This is a genomic window from Xanthomonas sp. F14, from assembly GCF_014199865.1.
Window position 1 is genome coordinate 510248 of sequence record NZ_JACHOM010000003.1, and the last position, 17877, is coordinate 528124.

A 17877-nucleotide genomic window follows, 5' to 3' on the forward strand; every position below is an offset into this window, starting at 1 on the left:
GACGGTTGGTCATCGACGAACGCCACAAGGCGCACGCGCGCTGCGGTGTCTTGCTTGAATCGCAGGGTCATGGACGGCCGTGACGGCAAGACGCAGCGGGGAGTGATGGCAAGGCTGGCTCCTGCGCGACAGCCGTTGCAGCAAGTAGCGACGGGACGCCTCGCCGAAAGCGTCGTTGCTGGTGAACCGGTTGAGTGAATCGATCAGCGAGCACAGATCGTCGATCAGCCCGTCGCTGGCAACTGTCGCCGTAGCAGAAGACAGGTGCGCATTACCGAAGAACAGGCATGCATTCCACGCCCGAAGACAGGTCTTTTTGATCAATCTGCGACCGGCTCCGGATTGTGTTCGTCAGTGCACGACCGGAACCAAGAAGAGTTTTGCGCAATCATCGAATCCCGTCGCGGTGGCACACGTGCATGCCCGGCCACAGCGCATGCCGCGGCGGCCACCAGCAACGCCACCGCTGCTGCGAACGCCCGGTCGGCGCTGATGCCGCCGCGCGACAGCGCGCCCGCCATCGGCCGCAGCAGCGCCTGGCAGCGCCTTTTCGGCGCATGGATCGACGCCATTGCGGGCGCTCGGGTCCATTCAAGCGCCGGCGCGGCCTACAATATGGGCTGCTCCGCTTTGATATCCCCCACCGATGGCCTCTGATCTCCTGCCCGTGCGCCGGGCCCTGCTCTCCGTTTCCGACAAGACCGGCCTGATCGATCTGGCCCGCGCGCTGGCAGCGCGCAACGTCGCGCTGCTGTCCACCGGCGGCACCGCCAAGGCGATCCGCGAGGCGGGCCTGCCGGTCACCGACGTCGCCGAGCTGACCGGTTTCCCGGAGATGATGGACGGCCGCGTCAAGACCCTGCACCCGCTGGTGCACGGCGGCCTGCTCGGCCGCGCCGGCATCGACGAAGCGGTGATGGCCGAACACGGCATCGTGCCGATCGACCTGCTGGTACTGAACCTGTATCCGTTCGAGTCGGTGACCGCCAAGGCCGACTGCACCCTGGCCGATGCGGTGGAAAACATCGATATCGGCGGCCCGGCGATGCTGCGCTCGGCGGCGAAGAACTTCGCCCGCGTGGCGGTGGCCACCGACCCGGCGCAGTACGCCGAGCTGCTGGCCGAACTCGATGCCAACGACGGCCAGCTGTCGGCGGCCAGGCGCTTTGCGCTGTCGGTGGCCGCGTTCAACCGCGTGGCGCAGTACGACGCGGCGATCAGCAACTATCTGTCGGCGGTGGCCGACAGCACCGAAAACGTGCCCACGCGCAGCCCGTTCCCGGCGCAGATCAATTCCAACTTCGTCAAGGTGATGGACCTGCGCTACGGCGAGAACCCGCACCAGGCCGGCGCGTTCTACCGCGACCTGTACCCGGTGCCGGGCACGCTGGCCACCTTCCAGCAATTGCAGGGCAAGGAACTGAGCTACAACAACCTGGCCGATGCCGACGCGGCGTGGGAATGCGTGCGCCAGTTCGATGCGCCGGCCTGCGTGATCGTCAAGCACGCCAACCCCTGCGGTGTGGCGGTGGGCGCGGCCTGCGGCGATGCCTACGAGCTGGCCTATGCGACCGACCCGACCAGCGCCTTCGGCGGCATCCTGGCCTTCAACAAGACCCTCGACGCGGCGACCGCCAAGGCCATCCTGGATCGCCAGTTCGTCGAGGTGCTGATCGCGCCGGACTATGAGCCGGGCGCACTCGACTACGCGACCAAGAAAGCCAACGTGCGCGTGCTCAAGATCCCGCACGGCAACGGCCTCAACAACTACGACACCAAGCGGATCGGCTCGGGCCTGCTGATGCAGTCGTCCGACAACCGCGGCATGTCGCTGGGCGAGTTGAGTGTGGTCACCCAGCGCGCGCCCAGCGAGGCCGAACTGGGCGACCTGCTGTTCGCTTGGCGCGTGGCCAAGTACGTCAAGTCCAACGCGATTGTCTACGCCAAGGACCACCGCACCATCGGTGTCGGCGCCGGGCAGATGAGCCGCGTGGTCAGCGCCAAGATCGCCGCGCTCAAGGCCGAGGAAGCCAAGCTCACGGTAGCCGGCTCGGTGATGGCTTCGGATGCGTTCTTCCCGTTCCGCGACGGCATCGATGCCGCCGCTGCGGCCGGCATCAAGGCGGTGATCCAGCCCGGCGGCTCGATGCGCGATGGCGAAGTGATCGCCGCCGCCGACGAACACGGCATCGCGATGGTGTTCACCGGCGTGCGGCATTTCAGGCACTGACGTGCCGGGATTCGGGAGTGGGGATTCGGGAGTGGCAACGTCGCTCTGGTCTCTCCTGCTTCCGGTCTCTGCCTTGCTTCAACCAATCCCCAATCACGACTCCCCAATCTCGGCACTTACATGAAAATCCTCGTCATCGGCTCCGGCGGCCGTGAACACGCCCTGGCCTGGAAGATCGCGCAGTCCGCGCGCGTGAGCGAGGTGCTGGTGGCACCCGGCAATGCCGGCACTGCGACCGAAGCCAAGTGCCGCAATGTCGCGATCAAGGTCGACGACCTGGACGGCCTGCTCGCGCTGGCGCAGCGCGAAGCTGTGGCGCTCACGGTGGTCGGCCCGGAAGTGCCGCTGGTGCTGGGCGTGGTCGACCGTTTCCACGCGCTGGGCCTGCGCATCTTCGGGCCCACCGCCAAGGCCGCGCAGCTGGAGGGCAGCAAGGCCTTCGCGAAAGATTTTCTCGCGCGCCATGGCATCCCCACCGCGTACTACGCGGTGCACACCGAGGTGGACGCCGCGCTGGCCTACGTGCGTGAGAAAGGCGCGCCGATCGTGGTCAAGGCCGACGGCCTGGCCGCCGGCAAGGGCGTGATCGTGGCGATGACGCTGAGCGAGGCCGAAGACGCGGTGCGCGACATGCTCTCGGGCAATGCGTTCGGCGATGCCGGCGCGCGCGTGGTGATCGAGGAATTCCTCGATGGCGAAGAAGCCAGCTTCATCTCGATGGTCGACGGCACCCACGCCTTGCCGATGGCCACCAGCCAGGACCACAAGCGTGTCGGCGATGGCGACATCGGCCCCAATACCGGCGGCATGGGCGCGTACTCGCCGGCCCCGGTGGTCACGCCCGAGGTGCATGCACGCGTCATGCGCGAGGTGGTCGAGCCGACCGTGCAAGGCATGATCGCCGACGGCGTGCCGTTCACCGGCTTCCTGTACGCCGGGCTGATGATCGATGCGCATGGCGCGCCCAAGGTGATCGAGTTCAACGTGCGCTTCGGCGACCCGGAAACCCAGCCGGTGATGCTGCGCCTGCAGTCGGACCTGGTGGATCTGCTGGACGCCGCCATCGACGGCAAGCTCGACACCGCGCAGGCGCAGTGGGACCCGCGCCCATCGCTGGGCGTGGTCATCGCCGCCAGGCCGTATCCCGAAGCCCCGATCACCGGCGAGGTCATCAGCGGGCTGGACGCGGTGCCGGCCACCGCCAAGGTCTTCCATGCCGGCACCGCGTTGAATGCAAACGGTGAGGTGGTCAGTGCCGGTGGCCGCGTGCTCTGCGTTGCCGCATTGGGCGACAGCGTGCTGGAGGCGCAGCGCAATGCCTATGCCGGCCTGCAGCCGATCCACTGGGCCAGCGCCTTCCAGCGCAGCGACATCGGCTGGCGTGCGATCGCCCGCGAGCAGGGCGCACAGGCCTGAGCGGCCTGCCTAAGGCACTTGCGACAACGCGGCTACTGACAAAGAACTAGCCGCCCTCCACCCCGATGGCGCGTGCCTGCGGCAATAATGCCCGGGCACCTTGCCTTGCAGAGACTGTGGCCACTTCCTCCTTCGAAACCCGCCTGAGCCGCCTGTGGGCCCATGAAAAGGCTAGCTATGGCCTGCGTGTGTTCATCGCGCTGGCGGTGGCAATGGGCGTGTGCTGGCACTGGCAGCAGCTCACCGCGGTGCCGGCGCTGTTTCTGGGCGCGATCGCCAGCGCCATCGCCGAGACCGACGACAACTGGCTGGGCCGCATCAAGTCGGTGCTGCTGTCGCTGCTATGTTTTGCCGCTGCTGCCGCGTCGGTGGTGATGCTGTTTCCGTATCCGCTGGCGTTCGTGACCGGCATGGCGGTGGCGACCTTCTCGTTGACCCTGCTCGGCGCGCTGGGCGAGCGCTACGCCTCGATCGCGCAGGCCACCGTGGCCTTGTCGATCTACGCCATGATCGGCATGGACCAGCACGGCAGCCACGATCCGTCGATCGCCTGGCATGGCGCGATGTTGCTGCTGATCGGCGCCACCTGGTACGGCGTGCTGTCGATCCTGTGGACCCTGCTGTTCGCCAATCGCCCGGTGCGCGAGCGGCTGTCGCGGCTGTTCTTCGAGCTGGGCCGGTATCTCAAGCTCAAGGCCGACCTGTTCGAACCGGTGCGGCAGAGCGACCTGCACGCACGTCGGCTCGCGCTGGCCGAACAGAACGCCAAGGTGGTCGGCGCGCTCAATGCCGCCAAGACCGCGATCATGAGCCGCTTCGGCCGCTCGGGGCGGCCGGGCGTGCAATCGGGCCTGTATTTTCGGTTGTACTACATGGCGCAGGAATTCCACGAGCGCGCCAGCTCCTCGCACTATCCCTACGAAGCGCTGACCGACGCGTTCTTCCACAGCGACGTGCTGTACCGCTGCCAGCGCCTGCTCGCGCTGCAGGGCAAGGCCTGCGCCGCGTTGGGCGAGGCAATCCGCCTGCGCCATCCGTTCGACTACGGCGACAACAGCCGCCTGGCCACCGAAGACCTGCGGCAATCGCTGGACTACCTGCACGCGCGTGCCGACCCCGCACTGGCGCGTCTGCTCGGCGCGCTGGAATTGCTGGTGACCAACCTGCAGAGCATCGAACGCAAGCTGTCGGAAGCGGCGCAATCCGATTCCACCAGCGACAACCTCGACACCCGCCTGCGCGACTCCTCGCCGCACACCCTGCGCGAAATGGCCGCGCGTCTGATGCAGCAACTCACGCCCGGCTCGGTGCTGTTCCGCCACGGCCTGCGCATGGCCATCGCGCTGGTGGTCGGCTACGCCATCATGCAGTCCATCCATGCCGACAACGGCTACTGGATCCTGCTCACCACCGCTTTCGTGTGCCGGCCCAATTACGGCGCCACCCGCCTGCGGCTGGTGCAGCGCATCGCCGGCACCCTGATCGGCTTGGTCGCCACCTGGGCACTGATGCAGCTGTTCCCCGGCACCGAAGTGCAGCTGCTGCTGGCGCTGGCCGCCGCGCTGATCTTCTTCATCACCCGCACCGATCGCTACATGCTGGCCACCGCCGGCATCACCGTGATGGCGCTGTTCTGCTTCAACCTGCTTGGCGATGGTTTCGTGCTGATCTGGCCACGCCTGATCGACACGCTGATCGGTTGCGCGATCGCCGCGGCCGCCTCGTTCCTGATCCTGCCGGACTGGCAGGGCCGCCGCCTCAACCAGGTGATGGCCACGGTGCTGGCCAGCTGCGCGCGCTATCTGGCCCAGGTGCTGGAGCAATACGCCAGCGGCATGCGCGACGACCTGCCCTACCGCATCGCGCGCCGCGACATGCACAACGCCGATGCCGCGTTGTCGGTGGCGCTGTCCAACATGCTGCGCGAACCGGGCCGCTATCGGCGCAACCTGGATGCGGGTTTCCGCTTCCTGGCGCTGTCCAACACCTTGCTCGGCTATCTGTCTGCGCTCGGCGCGCATCGCGCCGCACTCGATGGCGAACACGATCCCGCCATCGCGCAGGCCGGCGACTACCTGCAGCGCGCGCTGGGCGAAATCGCCACCGCCTTGCGCGAACGCCAGCCGCTGCCGGCGCACGACGAAAGCCAGGAAATTGCCACTGCCGAAGCGCTGGAGCAGCATGCCGTGCAACTGCCACCCAAGCAGCGCCTGGTGCGCGACCAGCTGGCACTGACCCTGCGGCTGCTGCCCAAACTGCGTGCCGCTGCCCTGGCGGTCACCACCGCGCCGGCGGAAGGCGCACCACGCCTGGCGACCAGCAAGGCCTAGTGCGTCGTCGGTGGTGCGCGTGCGCGCCACGCAGCCACTGCCGCATCGATGTGAGCGGCGATGCCGACGCATCGCGATGCGCGCGCGGGCCACTTGATCCGGTGGCCGCGGCGCCGTTCCGGCAGCCGCACCTACTTCCAGTGCTTGCGCGCCACGCTCAGTCCTACCCAGCCCAGTGCCGCCACCGCCAGCACCGCCCCACCGATCACCACACCGTTCCAGCCGGCCTGCGCATACGCCGCCGTGCCCAGCGTGGAACCCACCGCACCGCCGATGAAGTAGCAGGTGATGTAGGCCGAGGTGATGCGATTGCGCGCGTTCGGATTGCGCTGGTAGATCACACTCTGGTTGGCGATGTGCACCCCTTGCACCGCGATATCCAGCAGCAGCACGCCGACGATCAGCAGCGCGATTGACTGCGGCGCAAACGCCAACAACACCCACGACAGCAGCAGCATCACCAGCCCGCCCCAACTGACGCGGTCGCCATGGCCGTGATCGGACCAGTGACCGGAACGGTTGGCCGCCAGCGCGCCGGCCGCACCGATCAGGCCGAACAGCCCGATCACCGCCGTGCCATAGCCATACGCAGGCCCGGACAACAGGAACGCCAGCGTGGTCCAGAACATGCTGAAGCCGGCAAAGATCAGCCCGCCCAGCACCGCACGCGAGCGCAACACCGCATCGTCGCGCAGCAGCGTCAGCACCGAACCCACCAGCTGCGGATACGACAGCTGCGCATTGCCCGGATGCCGCGGCAGCCCGCGCCACAGCAGCCAGGCGGTGACCAGCAGCAGGCCGGAGGCGATCCAGTACACCGTATGCCAGCCGCCAACGCCGGCCAGCACCCCGGCCGCGGTGCGCGCCAGCAGGATGCCCAGCAACAGGCCGCTCATCACCGTGCCGATCACCCGCCCGCGCTCGTGCGGGGCGGCCAGGGTCGCGGCAAACGGCACCAGGATCTGCGCCGCCACCGAGCTGGCACCGGTGACGATCGTGCCGGCCAGCAACATGCCGAAGCTATGCGAGGCGGCGCTCACCAGCAGCCCCAGCGCACTGAGCACGAACAGGCCGACGATCAACCCGCGCCGCTCCAGCCGGTCGCCCAGCGGCACCAGCAACAGCAGCCCCGCCGCGTAGGCCAGCTGCGCGGCGGTTACCACCGCCCCGGCACTGCGCACCTGGATCCCGAACGCCTGCGCCAGCGTCTCCAGCAAGGGCTGGGCGTAGTAGTTGCTTGCCACCGCCAGCCCGGTGGCGGCGGCCATCAGCAGCACCAGTCGGCGCGGCAATGGCGGGTGGGCAATCGTTTCGACGGTCATGGCAGGTGCCTGCTGTAGGAATGGGCGCAGTGTGGGCAGCGATGCGGCATCTTTCCAATGTATTGTTTTCACCGTTTCCATCGCGTTTGGAGATCGCATGTTGACCCTGCGCCAGCTGGAGTTCGCCGTGGCCGTGGCCGAGGAAGGCGGCTTTACCGCCGCCGCACGCCGGTGCAACACCGTGCAATCGGCGCTCAGCCACCAGGTCGCCAAGATCGAGGAATCCCTCGGTGCGCGCCTGTTCGAGCGCGGCACCCGCCAGGTGCGGCCCACCGCGGCCGGCGAGGTGTTTCTGCACAACGCCCGCGCCACCTTGCGCGCGGCCGAACGCCTGCACGAGGAAATGGCCCAGGCCCTGGGCACGGTGCGCGGCCGGCTCACGCTGGGGCAGATCTCCTCGCTCACCACCGTGCAGCTGCCGACGCTGCTGCGCGCCTTTCGCAGCGCGCATGCGCGGGTGGACGTGCACCTGCGCACCGCCATGAGCGAGGCCCTGCTGCACGACCTGGGCGAAGGCCGGCTGGATGTGGCCCTGGTCGGCGTCGGCCCGCAGGTCGCGGTGCCGGAACAGCGGCTGCTGCTGCACGAGGAAGCCCTGGCCTTGATCGTGGCGCCCAGCCATCGCTTCGCCACGCGCAAGCGGGTGGCGCTGGCCGAGCTGGACGACGAACCGATGGCCGGGCTGATCGCCGGCGCCGGCGTGCGCGGCATCGTCGATGCGGCCTTCGCGCAGGCCGGCCTGCGGCAGCGCCAGCAATACGAGGTCACCCATGCCGATCTGATGCGCGAACTGGTCGCCGCCGACCTGGGCGTGGGCATCGTGCCGCAGACCATGGCCACGGCCATGCGCGGGGTGGTGACGGTCGCGCTGAGGGAGCGCTTCGGCTTTCTGACCTATGCGGTGTGGCGGCCCGATCCCACCCCGGCCGCACGGGCCTTCATGGCGTTGCTGCGCGCCCAGGCCGCGCGACGTGCGTCATCGGCACGCGCGCCGCGCTGAGCCCATCGGCATGCACCAGCGCGCCGTGGAAGCCTGCTAGGCTGCGCGCGTTCGCAAAGGAAACTGCATGTCCGGTCACAGTCAGTTCGCCCTGCTCAGGCAGCGCCGCTTCTTGCCGTTCTTCGCCGTGCAGGCGTTGGGCGCGTTCAACGACAACGTCTATCGGCAGGCCATCATCGGCCTGTTGTTCTACCTGGGCATCGATGCGGCGCAGCGCACGCTCTACACCAATCTGGCGCCGGCACTGTTCATCCTGCCGTACTTCCTGTTCTCCGCGCTGGCCGGGCAGATCGCCGAGAAGCTGGAGAAGCAGAAACTCATCGTGATCACCACCACGATGGAGATTGCGATCATGTCGCTAGCGGCGGTGGGGTTTGTCACCGAAAACATGGTGATCCTGCTGGTTGCGCTGTTCTGCACAGGCCTGCAGTCCACGCTGTTCGGGCCGGTGAAATATTCGATCCTGCCCTCGGTGCTGAAACCGGAGGAACTCACCGGCGGCAATGGCCTGGTCGAGATGGGCACCTCGATCTCGATCCTGTGCGGCATGATCTTCGGCGGGCTGATCTTCCAGATCGCCGGCAGCCATGGGCCGGTCGCCGCGGCCACCGCGGTGATCGCGATTGCCGTCACCGGCAACCTGGTCGCGCGGCTGGTGCCCAGGGTCGATGCCGGCGCGCCCGAGCTGAAGATCAACTGGAACCCCATCCCCGAATCGCGCGCCATCATGCGCCTGACCCGGCGCACGCCGGCGGTGCGCAACGCCGTGCTCGGGGTGTCGTGGTTCTGGTTCGTCGGCACCGTGCTGACCGCGCAGTTGCCCACCTACGCGCAGGTCAATCTTGGCGGGCAGCAGGATCTGTACGTGTTCGCGCTGGCGCTGTTTTCGATCGGCACCGGTGTCGGCTCGCTGCTGTGCGAGCGGCTGTCCGGACGCACCGTGGAAATCGGCCTGGTGCCGCTGGGCGCGTTCGGCATCAGCGCATTTTTGCTGGACCTGTACTTCGCGCGTCCCGGTGGCGCGCCCGTCAGCGATCTGTCGATCGGCCAGTTCGTGCAGCAGGCCGGCAGCGTGCGCCTGATTGTGGACCTGGTCGGCATCGGCCTGTTCACCGGCTTGTTCGTGGTGCCGTTGTTTGCGCTGATCCAGAGCCGCACGCCCAAGGCCGAACTCTCGCGCGTGATCGCCGGGCTCAACATCCAGAATTCGTTGTTCATCGTCACCGCCGCCATCATCGGCATCGCGCTGCAGCTACCGCAGCTGGTGCTGTTTGGCGTGCGCATCCCGCTGCCGGGCCTGAGCATTCCGCAGGTGTTCCTGGCCCTGGCGCTGGCCAATACGCTGGTGGCGCTGTGGATCTTCACCCTGGTGCCCGAGTTCCTGATGCGCTTTCTCAGCTGGGTGCTGGTGAGCGTGCTGTACCGGCTGCGCACGCGCGACATCGACCACCACGTGCCCGACGAAGGCGCCGCGTTGCTGGTCTGCAACCACGTCAGCTACATGGACGCGCTGATCCTGTCGGCAGTGATCCCGCGCCCGGTACGCTTTGTCATGTACTACAAGATCTTCCGCATTCCGGTGATGCGCTGGATCTTCCGCACCGCCAAGGCGATCCCGATCGCCGGCGCGCGCGAAGATCCCGCGCTGATGCAGCAGGCCTTCGACCGTATCGATGCGGCGCTGGCCGACGGCGAGCTGGTGTGCATCTTCCCCGAAGGCGCATTGACCCGGGATGGCGAGATCGCACCGTTCAAGTCGGGCGTGGAAAAGATCCTGCAACGCCGCCAGGTGACGGTAGTTCCGATGGCGCTGCGTGGCATGTGGTCGAGCATGTGGAGCCGCCGCGACACCCGCCTGGGCCGCATGCGCGTGCCGCGCCGGATCCGCGCGCATATCGAAGTGGCCGCCGGCCCAGCGGTTCCCGGCGACGCGGCGACCGCCGCGCTGCTCGAACAGCAGGTCCGTGCACTGCGCCAGGATCAACCGTGACTGCGGCCAGCGCGGGCTTTGCGTCCGCCGCGTGCCGCGAGTAGCCTGTGCGCCATTGCACGCATTGCCGCCGCGCTCGCCTAGCGGGCGCGACAAGAAGGACCGGGGGAAGTCGTCGTACGCCACATCACCGTGTCAGACGCGTTCGCCGTGATCGGTGGACGCTGCCTGCGCGGCCCATCGCTGCCTTCCCCACGCGCTGCAACATCTCGCTGTTGTTTACCACCCAAGGAGCTTCACCATGAGTGCCATCCCACCGCCAATCCATCCCTCGCCCAGCGCCGCACCGGGCCCGATTCCCAATCACCTGATCTGGGCGATCGTCTCCACCGTACTCGGCTTCTGCCTGTGCTGCCCGGCCCTGATCACCGGCATCGTGGCGATCGTGTTCTCCAGCAAGGTCAACGGCCTGCTCAACCAGGGCGACATCGACGGCGCACGGCGTGCCTCCAACACCGCCAAGACCTGGTGCATCGTGACCAGCGTGCTGGCCGTCATTGGCCTGCTGATCAACATCGGCATGGTCGCCACCGGCGGCATGCAGGGCTACATGGACTACATGCAGCAGTTGCAGCACATGCAGTAATGGAACTGCGTCCACGCCACTGGCTTGGACTCGGGGCGGCCACCAGCGTGGCCGCCTTCGGCGTGTCGCTGCTGTATCGCTTCGATCCGAACGCGAGCAACAGCCCGTTCCCGCCCTGCGTGTTCCGTGCCGTGACCGGCTGCTACTGCCCCGGTTGCGGCATGACCCGCGCGCTATATGCGCTGGTGCACTTCGATCTCCCCGGCGCCTTCGCCATGAACCCGGCCGCCGTGCTCGGCCTGTTCACCCTGCCCGGCCTGATTGCCTGGAAAGCCGGCTGGCGCGCGCGCTGGTTCGCACCGGTGGTGGCAGTGATGTCCGAACCGAAGTTCTGGTTGTGGGCATTGCCGATGTATTGGGTTGCCAGGAATTTGCCTTGGTACCCGTTTACCTTGCTGGCACCGGGTTAGCAGGTCGCGAACAGCCGCTCGATTGAAATCAGGCTGCGCGCCTACCGCACCCAGCCGGCGATCACCAGCAACGCCAGCACCACCATCCACAGCAGCAGCACGCGCCAGACCAGACTCATCGCATCGCGCACTTCCGGCAGGCGGCGCCACACCGGCACCAGCCCCGAATCGGTGTAGTCGTGCGCTTCTTCGCGCAGTTCGGCACTCACGCTGGCACGCGCCACCGCACCGAGAAAATGCGGCTCCAGCGACCAGCGGTTGCCATGCGCCTGCCGCCAGGCACGGAACACCGTGTCGAAATTGCCCACCAGCGCCATCGACACGGTGATCAACTGCGCCACCGGCCATTCCAGCGCGGCCAGCAGCCAGCGCGCGCCGGCCAGGTTGCGCGGCGGCAGCAGCACCGAGAGCGGGCTTTCCACCGCCAGCGCCGTCAGCCGATACAGCACCGCGCCGAACGGCCCCAGCAGCAAAAACCACCACAGCACCGCGAACCAGCGCCGCAATCCATTGACCACCACCGCTTCCACCAGCGACGGCGCATCCTCGTGCACGCTGCCGCCGGCGGCCTGCAGCTGTGCGATCGCATCGCGGCGCGCGCCCGGTTCGTCGGCATCGATCACCGCTTCCACATCGCGGTCCAGATCGCGCGGCCCCCAGGTCCAGGCCAGCACCGCCACGCCGAACAGCAAGGCCCAGAACCCGCGCCAGACATCGTCCAGCAGCCATTGCAGCAGCACCACCACCAGCAAGGCCGGCAACAGCGCCAGCACCACGCCATAGCGCCCCTGCCACGCACCGCGCCCGGCGGCATGGCTGTCCAGCCGGCGCAGCCACTGGCCGAACCATTCGAAACGCCGCAGCCGCGCCACCTGGGCGGGCGCCAGGTGGCCCAGCGCAAGTGCGACGACGACAGCAACCAGGGTGGTGAACATGGGTGGGCCTCCTCAGCCGAGTCTAGCCGAGCCGATGCAGGCGCACCCGATCCGCCTGCGCTGCAGCGCCCGCCCCGGCTCAGCCATGCGCGCGATGCCAATGCTCGATCAGCGCCCGCGCGATGGAAATGCGCGGCGGCAGCCCGATCTGGCCTTCGCCGGCCAATGCCGCGGTGACCTCGGCATGGCTGACCCAGCGCGCGTCTTCCAGTTCACCGGTGACCTGCGGCACCTCGCTTGCCGCAGCGCGCGCGGTGAAGCCCAGCATCAGCGCACCCGGGAACGGCCACGGTTGCGCGCCCAGATAGCGGCAGTCCTGCACCTGCACGCGGGTTTCCTCGAACACCTCACGCGCCACGGTCTGCTCCAGCGACTCGCCGGGTTCGACAAAGCCGGCAATCACCGAATAACGCCCCGGCGCCCAGCTTGTCTGCCGCCCCAGCAGCAAGCGCGCGCCATCGCTGACCGCCACGATGATCGCCGGGTCCACGCGTGGGTAATGCTCGGTCTGACATTGCGTGCAATGGGCGATGAAGCCGGCCCGGCGGAACGCGATCGCCCCGCCGCAGACGCCGCAGAAGCGCGTGCGCGACTGCCAGTGCAGCATCGCGCGCGCGTAAGCGAACGCGGTAGAAATGTCTGCCGGCCAGTCGGCGGCGGCCTGGCGCAGGTCGATGCGCTGCGGCGCTTCCACGCCGAGCACATCGGATGGCAGGCAGAACCAGCCGACGTCATCGCGCAGCCCAAGAAAGATCGCCCCGTCCGGCCCGTCGCCAAGCGCGGCACCGTCCATCAGCAGCGGCTGGCCATCCGCATCGGCCAGCGCAGTGCCCTTGGCATCGAGCAGCAGCACGCGGCCTTGCGGCCACAGACGCGCCAGCGCCGCGGGATCGTCACGCAGCAGATCGCCACGATCCAGCGGCGCATGGGTGAAGGCAAAACCGGAGGTTGAAAAAGAAGACTCTGACATCGGCGCAAGCCTGCCGATAATCGGCATCGCCCGCAAGCAGCGCACCACAGATGCAGGCCCGCCCGGCGGCGCGCGTTCAGACGTCAACACCACCTGGCGCCCTCCGGGCGGTCATGACCGCGTCACATTGCGCGCCACATCGCAGAGCAGGCCACGTGCGATCGACATGTTCTGCAGCCAGCCGGGTCCGAATCCCGGCATCTTCAGCCCTGTCGCCGGTGACAGCGACAAGGCTCCATCGCAGGGCGAGGCGTCCAGCGCCGATCCTGGACGCGCTGATCATCCAGCGCTGTCAGCAACACCCCATCCCGGCCTCAGCGCTGCTTGTCCAGCAGCTGATGCCGCACGGCGACGATGCACGGTTCGTTGGTGGTCAGATGCACGAACGCCGAGTTGTCGTTGGGGTCGCCACTGCCGATATCGACGAGCGCTGCCTGGGTGCTGCCGCGATGCTTGAAAGCGGCAATTGCGGTCACCGCATTCTTCAGCGGAATGGTGGCGTCGTTGGACGAACCGCATAGCAGCGTCGGCGTCTGCGGCGCCCAGTCCAGCAGGTCGTTGCGTGCCAGATCCTTGCGGAACGGATTGCCGGGGTTGCTGGCAAAGTCGCGATAGAACCCGGGCTGGAAGTACGCCTTGAGCTGGTCGATCCCGGGCAGCGTATCGCCCAGGACCAGATCGGTCAGGCCCAGCTTGCCGGGGAACAGCGCCTCGACTCGGGCCGCCCACGGATCCTGAAACACCTGCCCGGCCGCCAGATAGATATTGCGATACGTGTGCTGCATCGCGACGATCGCGTAGCTGCCCAGGATGATGCCGAAGCTGCTTTCGCCAACCGCGTTGCTCCCGCTCCAGCTGTCCACGAAGGTCTGCTCCAGCGCGTAGGGCCCGGAGATCGGCGCGCTGGCAACCAGATGAAACTCCCTGGACAGATGCGCTTCGATTTCCCGCTGGGTTGCCAGTGCGGCATGGCCGCCTTGCGAATACCCCGACAGCATGACCTTGCCGGATAACGGCGTCTTCAAGCGCTGCAACACGCTGCGTGCCGCGCGCAGGGCATCGATCGTCGCACTGGCCTCGGTCGCGCTATGCAGGTAGGGATGGAAGCCATAGCTGGATTGACCGAGCCCCAGATAATCGCTGCTGACCACCACGTAGCCCTGACTGGCCAGACGTGTGACCAGCGGGTCGTCGCCCTTGGCATCACGGATGTCCTTGGCCTGTTCCTCGTTGCGGATCGTCGCTGTCGACCGCCCCCAGCCCAGCAACGGATACGGCCCGCTGCAACGCTCGCCGCCTGGAATCAGCACCACGCCCGACGCAGTGGCCGGCTCGCCATCGACACCGACGGTGGCATAGGTGAACTCGGCCACGCGCACATTGCATCTGGGCTGTTCGGCCTGCGGCTCGGAGGTGAGCAATGCGGCAATCGCATCCCGGGTGTAGCTGGTCAGGAAGTTGCTGCTGAGCAAGCTGCCGCGTGCGGGCGATGCCTGCGCGCTGGGTGCAAGCACTGCGCTGGCGATACCAAGCATGGCCAGCAGGCCCAGCGTCGAACGGGATCTGATCTGCAACATGGTGAGGCTTCTCTCGTGGATGACTGCAATGGGCAGGGGACTGGCGTGTCGAAGGATCGAGATCCGTTGCGCGATCAACGTCCGCGGGCTGGGCGGCGCGGTGACTGCACCATGGGATGGAATCGGCGCGGTGCGCGGTACGCTCGGTCAGCGCAGTGGCGACCGCCCGCGCGCGTCACGCAAGGCAAGACGCGATGCATGAATCCAAATCGGCATGTGCTGGCACCTGCGCTGGGCATGCGTGCAGTATCGCCATCGCCGCACGCGGCCCAGCTCGCGCGCACGAAGCTTGCGCGCGCATGGCGAACCCCGCGGCAGGCGAATGTTTACAGCGCGTTGGACATGTACATCGATAGCGCGTGGCCTTCGCCAGTGCATCGGCGAGCATCTGCGTAGTGCATGGATCACATGGATCGGCGTTTGAAAATCCGCCCGGCTGCGGTGTCGTTGACCCGCAACACGCGTCGCATCAAGAGTCATACAGCGCGTGCAAGCGACGCACAGCGTGAGGCCGTATCGACACACTCACGCGACTGCCGTTATCACTGCACCATGTCAGACCTGAAAACGTCGCAGGCAGCAGATTGCCCGCGAGTCGACCGCAACATCACACACGAACAACCGAGCGCCAGCAACCGCGTCGATTCAGACGCTGAAGCTGCTACCGCACCCACAGGTGGTCTTGGCGTTCGGATTGCGAATCACGAACTGCGCCCCGGTCAGGCTTTCGGTGTAGTCCACTTCGGCGCCCATCAGGTACTGCAGGCTCAGCGGGTCCACCAGCAGCGTCACCCCGTCGGTATCCACGGCTAGGTCGTCCTCGGCGCGGTTCTCGTCGAACTCGAAGCCGTACTGGAAGCCGGAACAGCCGCCACCCTGGATGTAGACACGCAACGCCAGCTCGGCGTTGCCTTCTTCCTGGATCAGCTCGCGCACCTTGCTGGCAGCGGCCACGGAAAAGTTCAGCGGCCGGTCGATGGACTGATAGTCCGGGGCCGGGGCGGCGGTGGGTAGCGAAACGAGCGTGCTCATGGCGTCAGCATGGGGGCCAGGCGGCCCCACTTCAAGCGCTGCTTGCCAAATCTGGCGCCCGCTTCAGCTGCAGGCCACACCCTCAGGCGTCGGCAGTCTCGGCCTGCAAGGCCTTGACCGGCTCGACGCGGCCGGCCTCCGGCGCCGGCAACGCGGCGGTCGCGCCGGCGGTGGCGGCATGGATCAGGCGGCCGGTGAGCTGCGCGCCGGCGCTCATCTCCACCACCTGGTAATGCACATTGCCCTGCACCCGCGCGTTGGCGGCCAGTTCCACCCGCTCGGCGGCATGCACGTCGCCGGTCAGCTGGCCATTGATGATTACCACCGGCGCGCGCACCTCGCCCTCGATGCTGCCCTGCTCGGCCACCGTCAAGGTGGCGCTGGCGCCGTCTTCGGCAATCACCTTGCCTAGGATGCGGCCTTCCACATACAGCCCGCCGCTGAACATCAGGTCGCCGCGGATGACCACCTGCGGCCCGATCAAGGTGTCGACCACGGTTTGCGTACCACGGTTGGATTTGTTTCCGAACATCAGCTACTCCCCCGCGCCATTCCCGGCGACTTTCCAGTCGAATGTCTGATTGACCGGCGCCCCATCGCCGCTCAGGGCGATTTTGACACGTTGCGGAGTGAAATCCTTCGGCAGGATCACGCTGCCGTCCAATTGCTGGAAATAGCGGAACGAGTACGGCTGCCCGGCCGCATCCGGCTTCTGGTGCAGCTCGTTCCAGCTCACCGTGACCAGCTTGCCGGCACGCACGCCTTCCACCGCAAAGCGCAGCTGGCCCTGGCTGATCGCGCCGCGGTTGAGGTTCTGGGTCAGCACCACGCTGTAGTTCCAGGTGCCGCCGGCCTCGGCGGTGAATTGCACCGAGTGCGCGTTCAGCCCCTTGCGCTGCGCGGTGGAGCCCACCAGGCGCTCGTAGAACGCCACATCCGCGCGCAGTGCGGCGATCTGCTCGTCGCGCTCGGCCAGCGAGGCCTGCACCTCGGTATTGGCGGCGCGGCTGATCTTGTCGGACATCGCCAGGTTGACCTGGCGCTGCTGCAGCTGCGCGATCTGCCGACGCTGCTGGGCCTGGTTGCGCTGCGCCTGCTGCAGCGCCGCCTCGGCCTGGACCAGACGCGGCGCGGCAGTGCGGCTGGCCATCCACCACGTCACGCCCAGCGACGCCAGCCATACCAGCGCAATCACCAGCCATAACCAGCGGCCGCGGGGACGGCCACCGCCGGAGTCACGTTGGACGATCTGAACGCGTGCGGCTGGTCGCATGGGCATCGGGTCCGGACGGGCCGGCGCAGTCATGGGCGGCGTAGTGTGCCAGAGCGCCACTGACCGTCGTGCTGGCGCTGGACCGGCGGTTATCCCAAAGTTCTGCGATAGTTCTGCAATTGTTTGCAGAGATCGACGACGCCATGAGCGAAGCCCATCTGTTCGTGATCGGCATCCTGCTGGCCTGGCTGGCCGGCATCCGTGTCTATCTCACCGTGTTCGGTGTCGGCCTGGCCGGCCTGCTCGGCTGGATCGAGCTGCCGCCCGCCCTGCACCCGGCACAGTCGTGGTGGGTGCTGGGCACCTCCGGTGCACTGGCGGTGGCCGAATTCTTCGCCGACAAGATCCCCGGCGTGGATTCGGGCTGGGACCTGCTGCAGACCCTGGCACGCGTGCCGGCCGGTGCCTTCCTGGCCGCGGCCACGCTGTCGCCGGACGGTGACCTGAGCACGGGCGTGCTGGCCGCCGGCGCCGGCGTGGCGCTGACCAGCCATACCCTCAAGGCCGGCACCCGCGCCTTGCTCAACACCTCGCCGGAACCGGCCAGCAACTGGGTCGCCTCGCTGGCCGAAGACACCATCACCACCACCGCGCTGGCGCTGGCACTGGCGCACCCGTTGCTGGCACTCAGTGTTGCCGTGGGTTCCAGCGTGCTGGCCACGCTGGTGGTGTGGTGGGTGTGGCGCCTGCTGTGGCGGGGCATGCGCCGGCTGGTCGCGCCGATGCGTTCCACCACCACGCCGGCTGCACGTCGCTCCCCGCTATCGTGAAGTTCATCGCATAATCATCGCGACTGCAGGGAGTAT

The 17877-nt window shown here is 67.5% G+C and carries 16 protein-coding genes and 1 pseudogene; 8 read left to right on the forward strand and 9 right to left on the reverse strand.

Going from position 1 to position 17877, the window contains the following annotated elements; translation table 11 throughout:
- Positions 1–9: 9 nt before the first annotated feature.
- Positions 10–324 (reverse strand): hypothetical protein, encoded by a 315-nt coding sequence (locus GGR73_RS13540; RefSeq protein ID WP_184457356.1) that lies wholly within the window; start codon positions 322–324, stop codon positions 10–12.
- Between the two features lie 119 nt (positions 325–443).
- Positions 444–572: pseudogene (locus GGR73_RS20325) on the reverse strand (CDP-alcohol phosphatidyltransferase family protein); the annotation flags it as partial.
- Positions 573–646: 74 nt separating this feature from the next.
- Here GGR73_RS20325 and purH point away from each other — a divergent pair.
- From purH to yccS, 3 genes are all read left to right on the forward strand, one after another.
- Entirely contained in the window at positions 647–2230 is a 1584-nt protein-coding gene (gene purH / locus GGR73_RS13550; RefSeq protein WP_016904525.1) for a bifunctional phosphoribosylaminoimidazolecarboxamide formyltransferase/IMP cyclohydrolase, read from the forward strand.
- Between the two features lie 120 nt (positions 2231–2350).
- The gene (gene purD / locus GGR73_RS13555; RefSeq protein WP_104609247.1) at positions 2351–3646 is read left to right on the forward strand and encodes a phosphoribosylamine--glycine ligase; all 1296 of its coding nucleotides are present in this window, start codon (positions 2351–2353) and stop codon (positions 3644–3646) included.
- Positions 3647–3762: 116 nt separating this feature from the next.
- On the forward strand, positions 3763–5976 hold the full coding sequence (gene yccS / locus GGR73_RS13560; protein WP_184457360.1) for a YccS family putative transporter: 2214 nt from the start codon (positions 3763–3765) through the stop codon (positions 5974–5976).
- A 131-nt stretch (positions 5977–6107) separates the two neighbouring features.
- Here the strand turns inward: yccS and GGR73_RS13565 are convergent, their stop codons facing one another.
- A complete protein-coding gene (locus GGR73_RS13565; protein ID WP_184457362.1) occupies positions 6108–7298 on the reverse strand; it encodes an MFS transporter in 1191 nt (396 codons plus the stop codon).
- A gap of 97 nt (positions 7299–7395) precedes the next feature.
- Here GGR73_RS13565 and GGR73_RS13570 point away from each other — a divergent pair, with 97 nt between their 5' ends.
- The 4 genes from GGR73_RS13570 to GGR73_RS13585 all read left to right on the forward strand — a co-directional run bounded on the left by GGR73_RS13570 (position 7396) and on the right by GGR73_RS13585 (position 11284).
- Positions 7396–8298, forward strand: a complete 903-nt coding sequence (locus GGR73_RS13570; RefSeq protein ID WP_179464489.1) for a LysR family transcriptional regulator — start codon at positions 7396–7398, stop codon at positions 8296–8298.
- Positions 8299–8365: 67 nt separating this feature from the next.
- Positions 8366–10288 (forward strand): MFS transporter, encoded by a 1923-nt coding sequence (locus tag GGR73_RS13575; protein WP_184457364.1) that lies wholly within the window; start codon positions 8366–8368, stop codon positions 10286–10288.
- Between the two features lie 241 nt (positions 10289–10529).
- On the forward strand, positions 10530–10874 hold the full coding sequence (locus GGR73_RS13580; RefSeq protein ID WP_016902410.1) for a CD225/dispanin family protein: 345 nt from the start codon (positions 10530–10532) through the stop codon (positions 10872–10874).
- Positions 10874–11284 carry a DUF2752 domain-containing protein gene (locus tag GGR73_RS13585; RefSeq protein WP_126965257.1) on the forward strand — a complete coding sequence of 137 codons (411 nt, stop codon included), beginning with the start codon at positions 10874–10876 and terminating at the stop codon, positions 11282–11284. Before GGR73_RS13580 ends, GGR73_RS13585 begins: the two co-directional genes overlap by 1 nt.
- A gap of 41 nt (positions 11285–11325) precedes the next feature.
- On the opposite strand, the gene GGR73_RS13590 is transcribed toward GGR73_RS13585, so the two are convergent.
- The 6 genes from GGR73_RS13590 to GGR73_RS13615 all read right to left on the reverse strand — a co-directional run bounded on the left by GGR73_RS13590 (position 11326) and on the right by GGR73_RS13615 (position 17071).
- Complete coding sequence (locus tag GGR73_RS13590; protein ID WP_054592426.1) at positions 11326–12219, reverse strand: cobalamin biosynthesis protein; 894 nt, start codon at positions 12217–12219, stop codon at positions 11326–11328.
- Between the two features lie 79 nt (positions 12220–12298).
- Complete coding sequence (nudC, locus tag GGR73_RS13595) at positions 12299–13189, reverse strand: NAD(+) diphosphatase (RefSeq protein WP_184457366.1); 891 nt, start codon at positions 13187–13189, stop codon at positions 12299–12301.
- Between the two features lie 314 nt (positions 13190–13503).
- Positions 13504–14766, reverse strand: coding sequence for a lipase family protein (locus GGR73_RS13600; protein ID WP_102250947.1), 1263 nt, complete (start codon positions 14764–14766; stop codon positions 13504–13506).
- Positions 14767–15411: 645 nt separating this feature from the next.
- The gene (gene erpA, locus GGR73_RS13605; protein ID WP_184457368.1) at positions 15412–15798 is read right to left on the reverse strand and encodes an iron-sulfur cluster insertion protein ErpA; all 387 of its coding nucleotides are present in this window, start codon (positions 15796–15798) and stop codon (positions 15412–15414) included.
- An 82-nt stretch (positions 15799–15880) separates the two neighbouring features.
- Positions 15881–16330 carry a bactofilin family protein gene (locus GGR73_RS13610; protein ID WP_184457369.1) on the reverse strand — a complete coding sequence of 150 codons (450 nt, stop codon included), beginning with the start codon at positions 16328–16330 and terminating at the stop codon, positions 15881–15883.
- 3 nt (positions 16331–16333) lie between these two features.
- A complete protein-coding gene (locus tag GGR73_RS13615) occupies positions 16334–17071 on the reverse strand; it encodes a DUF6776 family protein (protein WP_456362969.1) in 738 nt (245 codons plus the stop codon).
- Positions 17072–17214: 143 nt separating this feature from the next.
- Between GGR73_RS13615 and GGR73_RS13620 the strand changes: the two genes are divergently transcribed.
- Positions 17215–17841 (forward strand): DUF4126 domain-containing protein, encoded by a 627-nt coding sequence (locus tag GGR73_RS13620; protein ID WP_102255577.1) that lies wholly within the window; start codon positions 17215–17217, stop codon positions 17839–17841.
- Positions 17842–17877: the final 36 nt, after the last annotated feature.

Coding starts and splice junctions, on each gene's coding strand:
- purH (WP_016904525.1), top strand. CDS start 647: ATGGCCTCTGATCTCCTGCCCGTGCGCCGGGCCCTGCTCTCCGTTTCC.
- purD (WP_104609247.1), top strand. CDS start 2,351: ATGAAAATCCTCGTCATCGGCTCCGGCGGCCGTGAACACGCCCTGGCC.
- GGR73_RS13565 (WP_184457362.1), bottom strand. CDS start 7,298: ATGACCGTCGAAACGATTGCCCACCCGCCATTGCCGCGCCGACTGGTG.
- GGR73_RS13570 (WP_179464489.1), top strand. CDS start 7,396: ATGTTGACCCTGCGCCAGCTGGAGTTCGCCGTGGCCGTGGCCGAGGAA.
- GGR73_RS13575 (WP_184457364.1), top strand. CDS start 8,366: ATGTCCGGTCACAGTCAGTTCGCCCTGCTCAGGCAGCGCCGCTTCTTG.
- GGR73_RS13580 (WP_016902410.1), top strand. CDS start 10,530: ATGAGTGCCATCCCACCGCCAATCCATCCCTCGCCCAGCGCCGCACCG.
- GGR73_RS13585 (WP_126965257.1), top strand. CDS start 10,874: ATGGAACTGCGTCCACGCCACTGGCTTGGACTCGGGGCGGCCACCAGC.
- GGR73_RS13590 (WP_054592426.1), bottom strand. CDS start 12,219: ATGTTCACCACCCTGGTTGCTGTCGTCGTCGCACTTGCGCTGGGCCAC.
- nudC (WP_184457366.1), bottom strand. CDS start 13,189: ATGTCAGAGTCTTCTTTTTCAACCTCCGGTTTTGCCTTCACCCATGCG.
- GGR73_RS13600 (WP_102250947.1), bottom strand. CDS start 14,766: ATGTTGCAGATCAGATCCCGTTCGACGCTGGGCCTGCTGGCCATGCTT.
- erpA (WP_184457368.1), bottom strand. CDS start 15,798: ATGAGCACGCTCGTTTCGCTACCCACCGCCGCCCCGGCCCCGGACTAT.
- GGR73_RS13610 (WP_184457369.1), bottom strand. CDS start 16,330: ATGTTCGGAAACAAATCCAACCGTGGTACGCAAACCGTGGTCGACACC.
- GGR73_RS13615 (WP_456362969.1), bottom strand. CDS start 17,071: ATGCGACCAGCCGCACGCGTTCAGATCGTCCAACGTGACTCCGGCGGT.
- GGR73_RS13620 (WP_102255577.1), top strand. CDS start 17,215: ATGAGCGAAGCCCATCTGTTCGTGATCGGCATCCTGCTGGCCTGGCTG.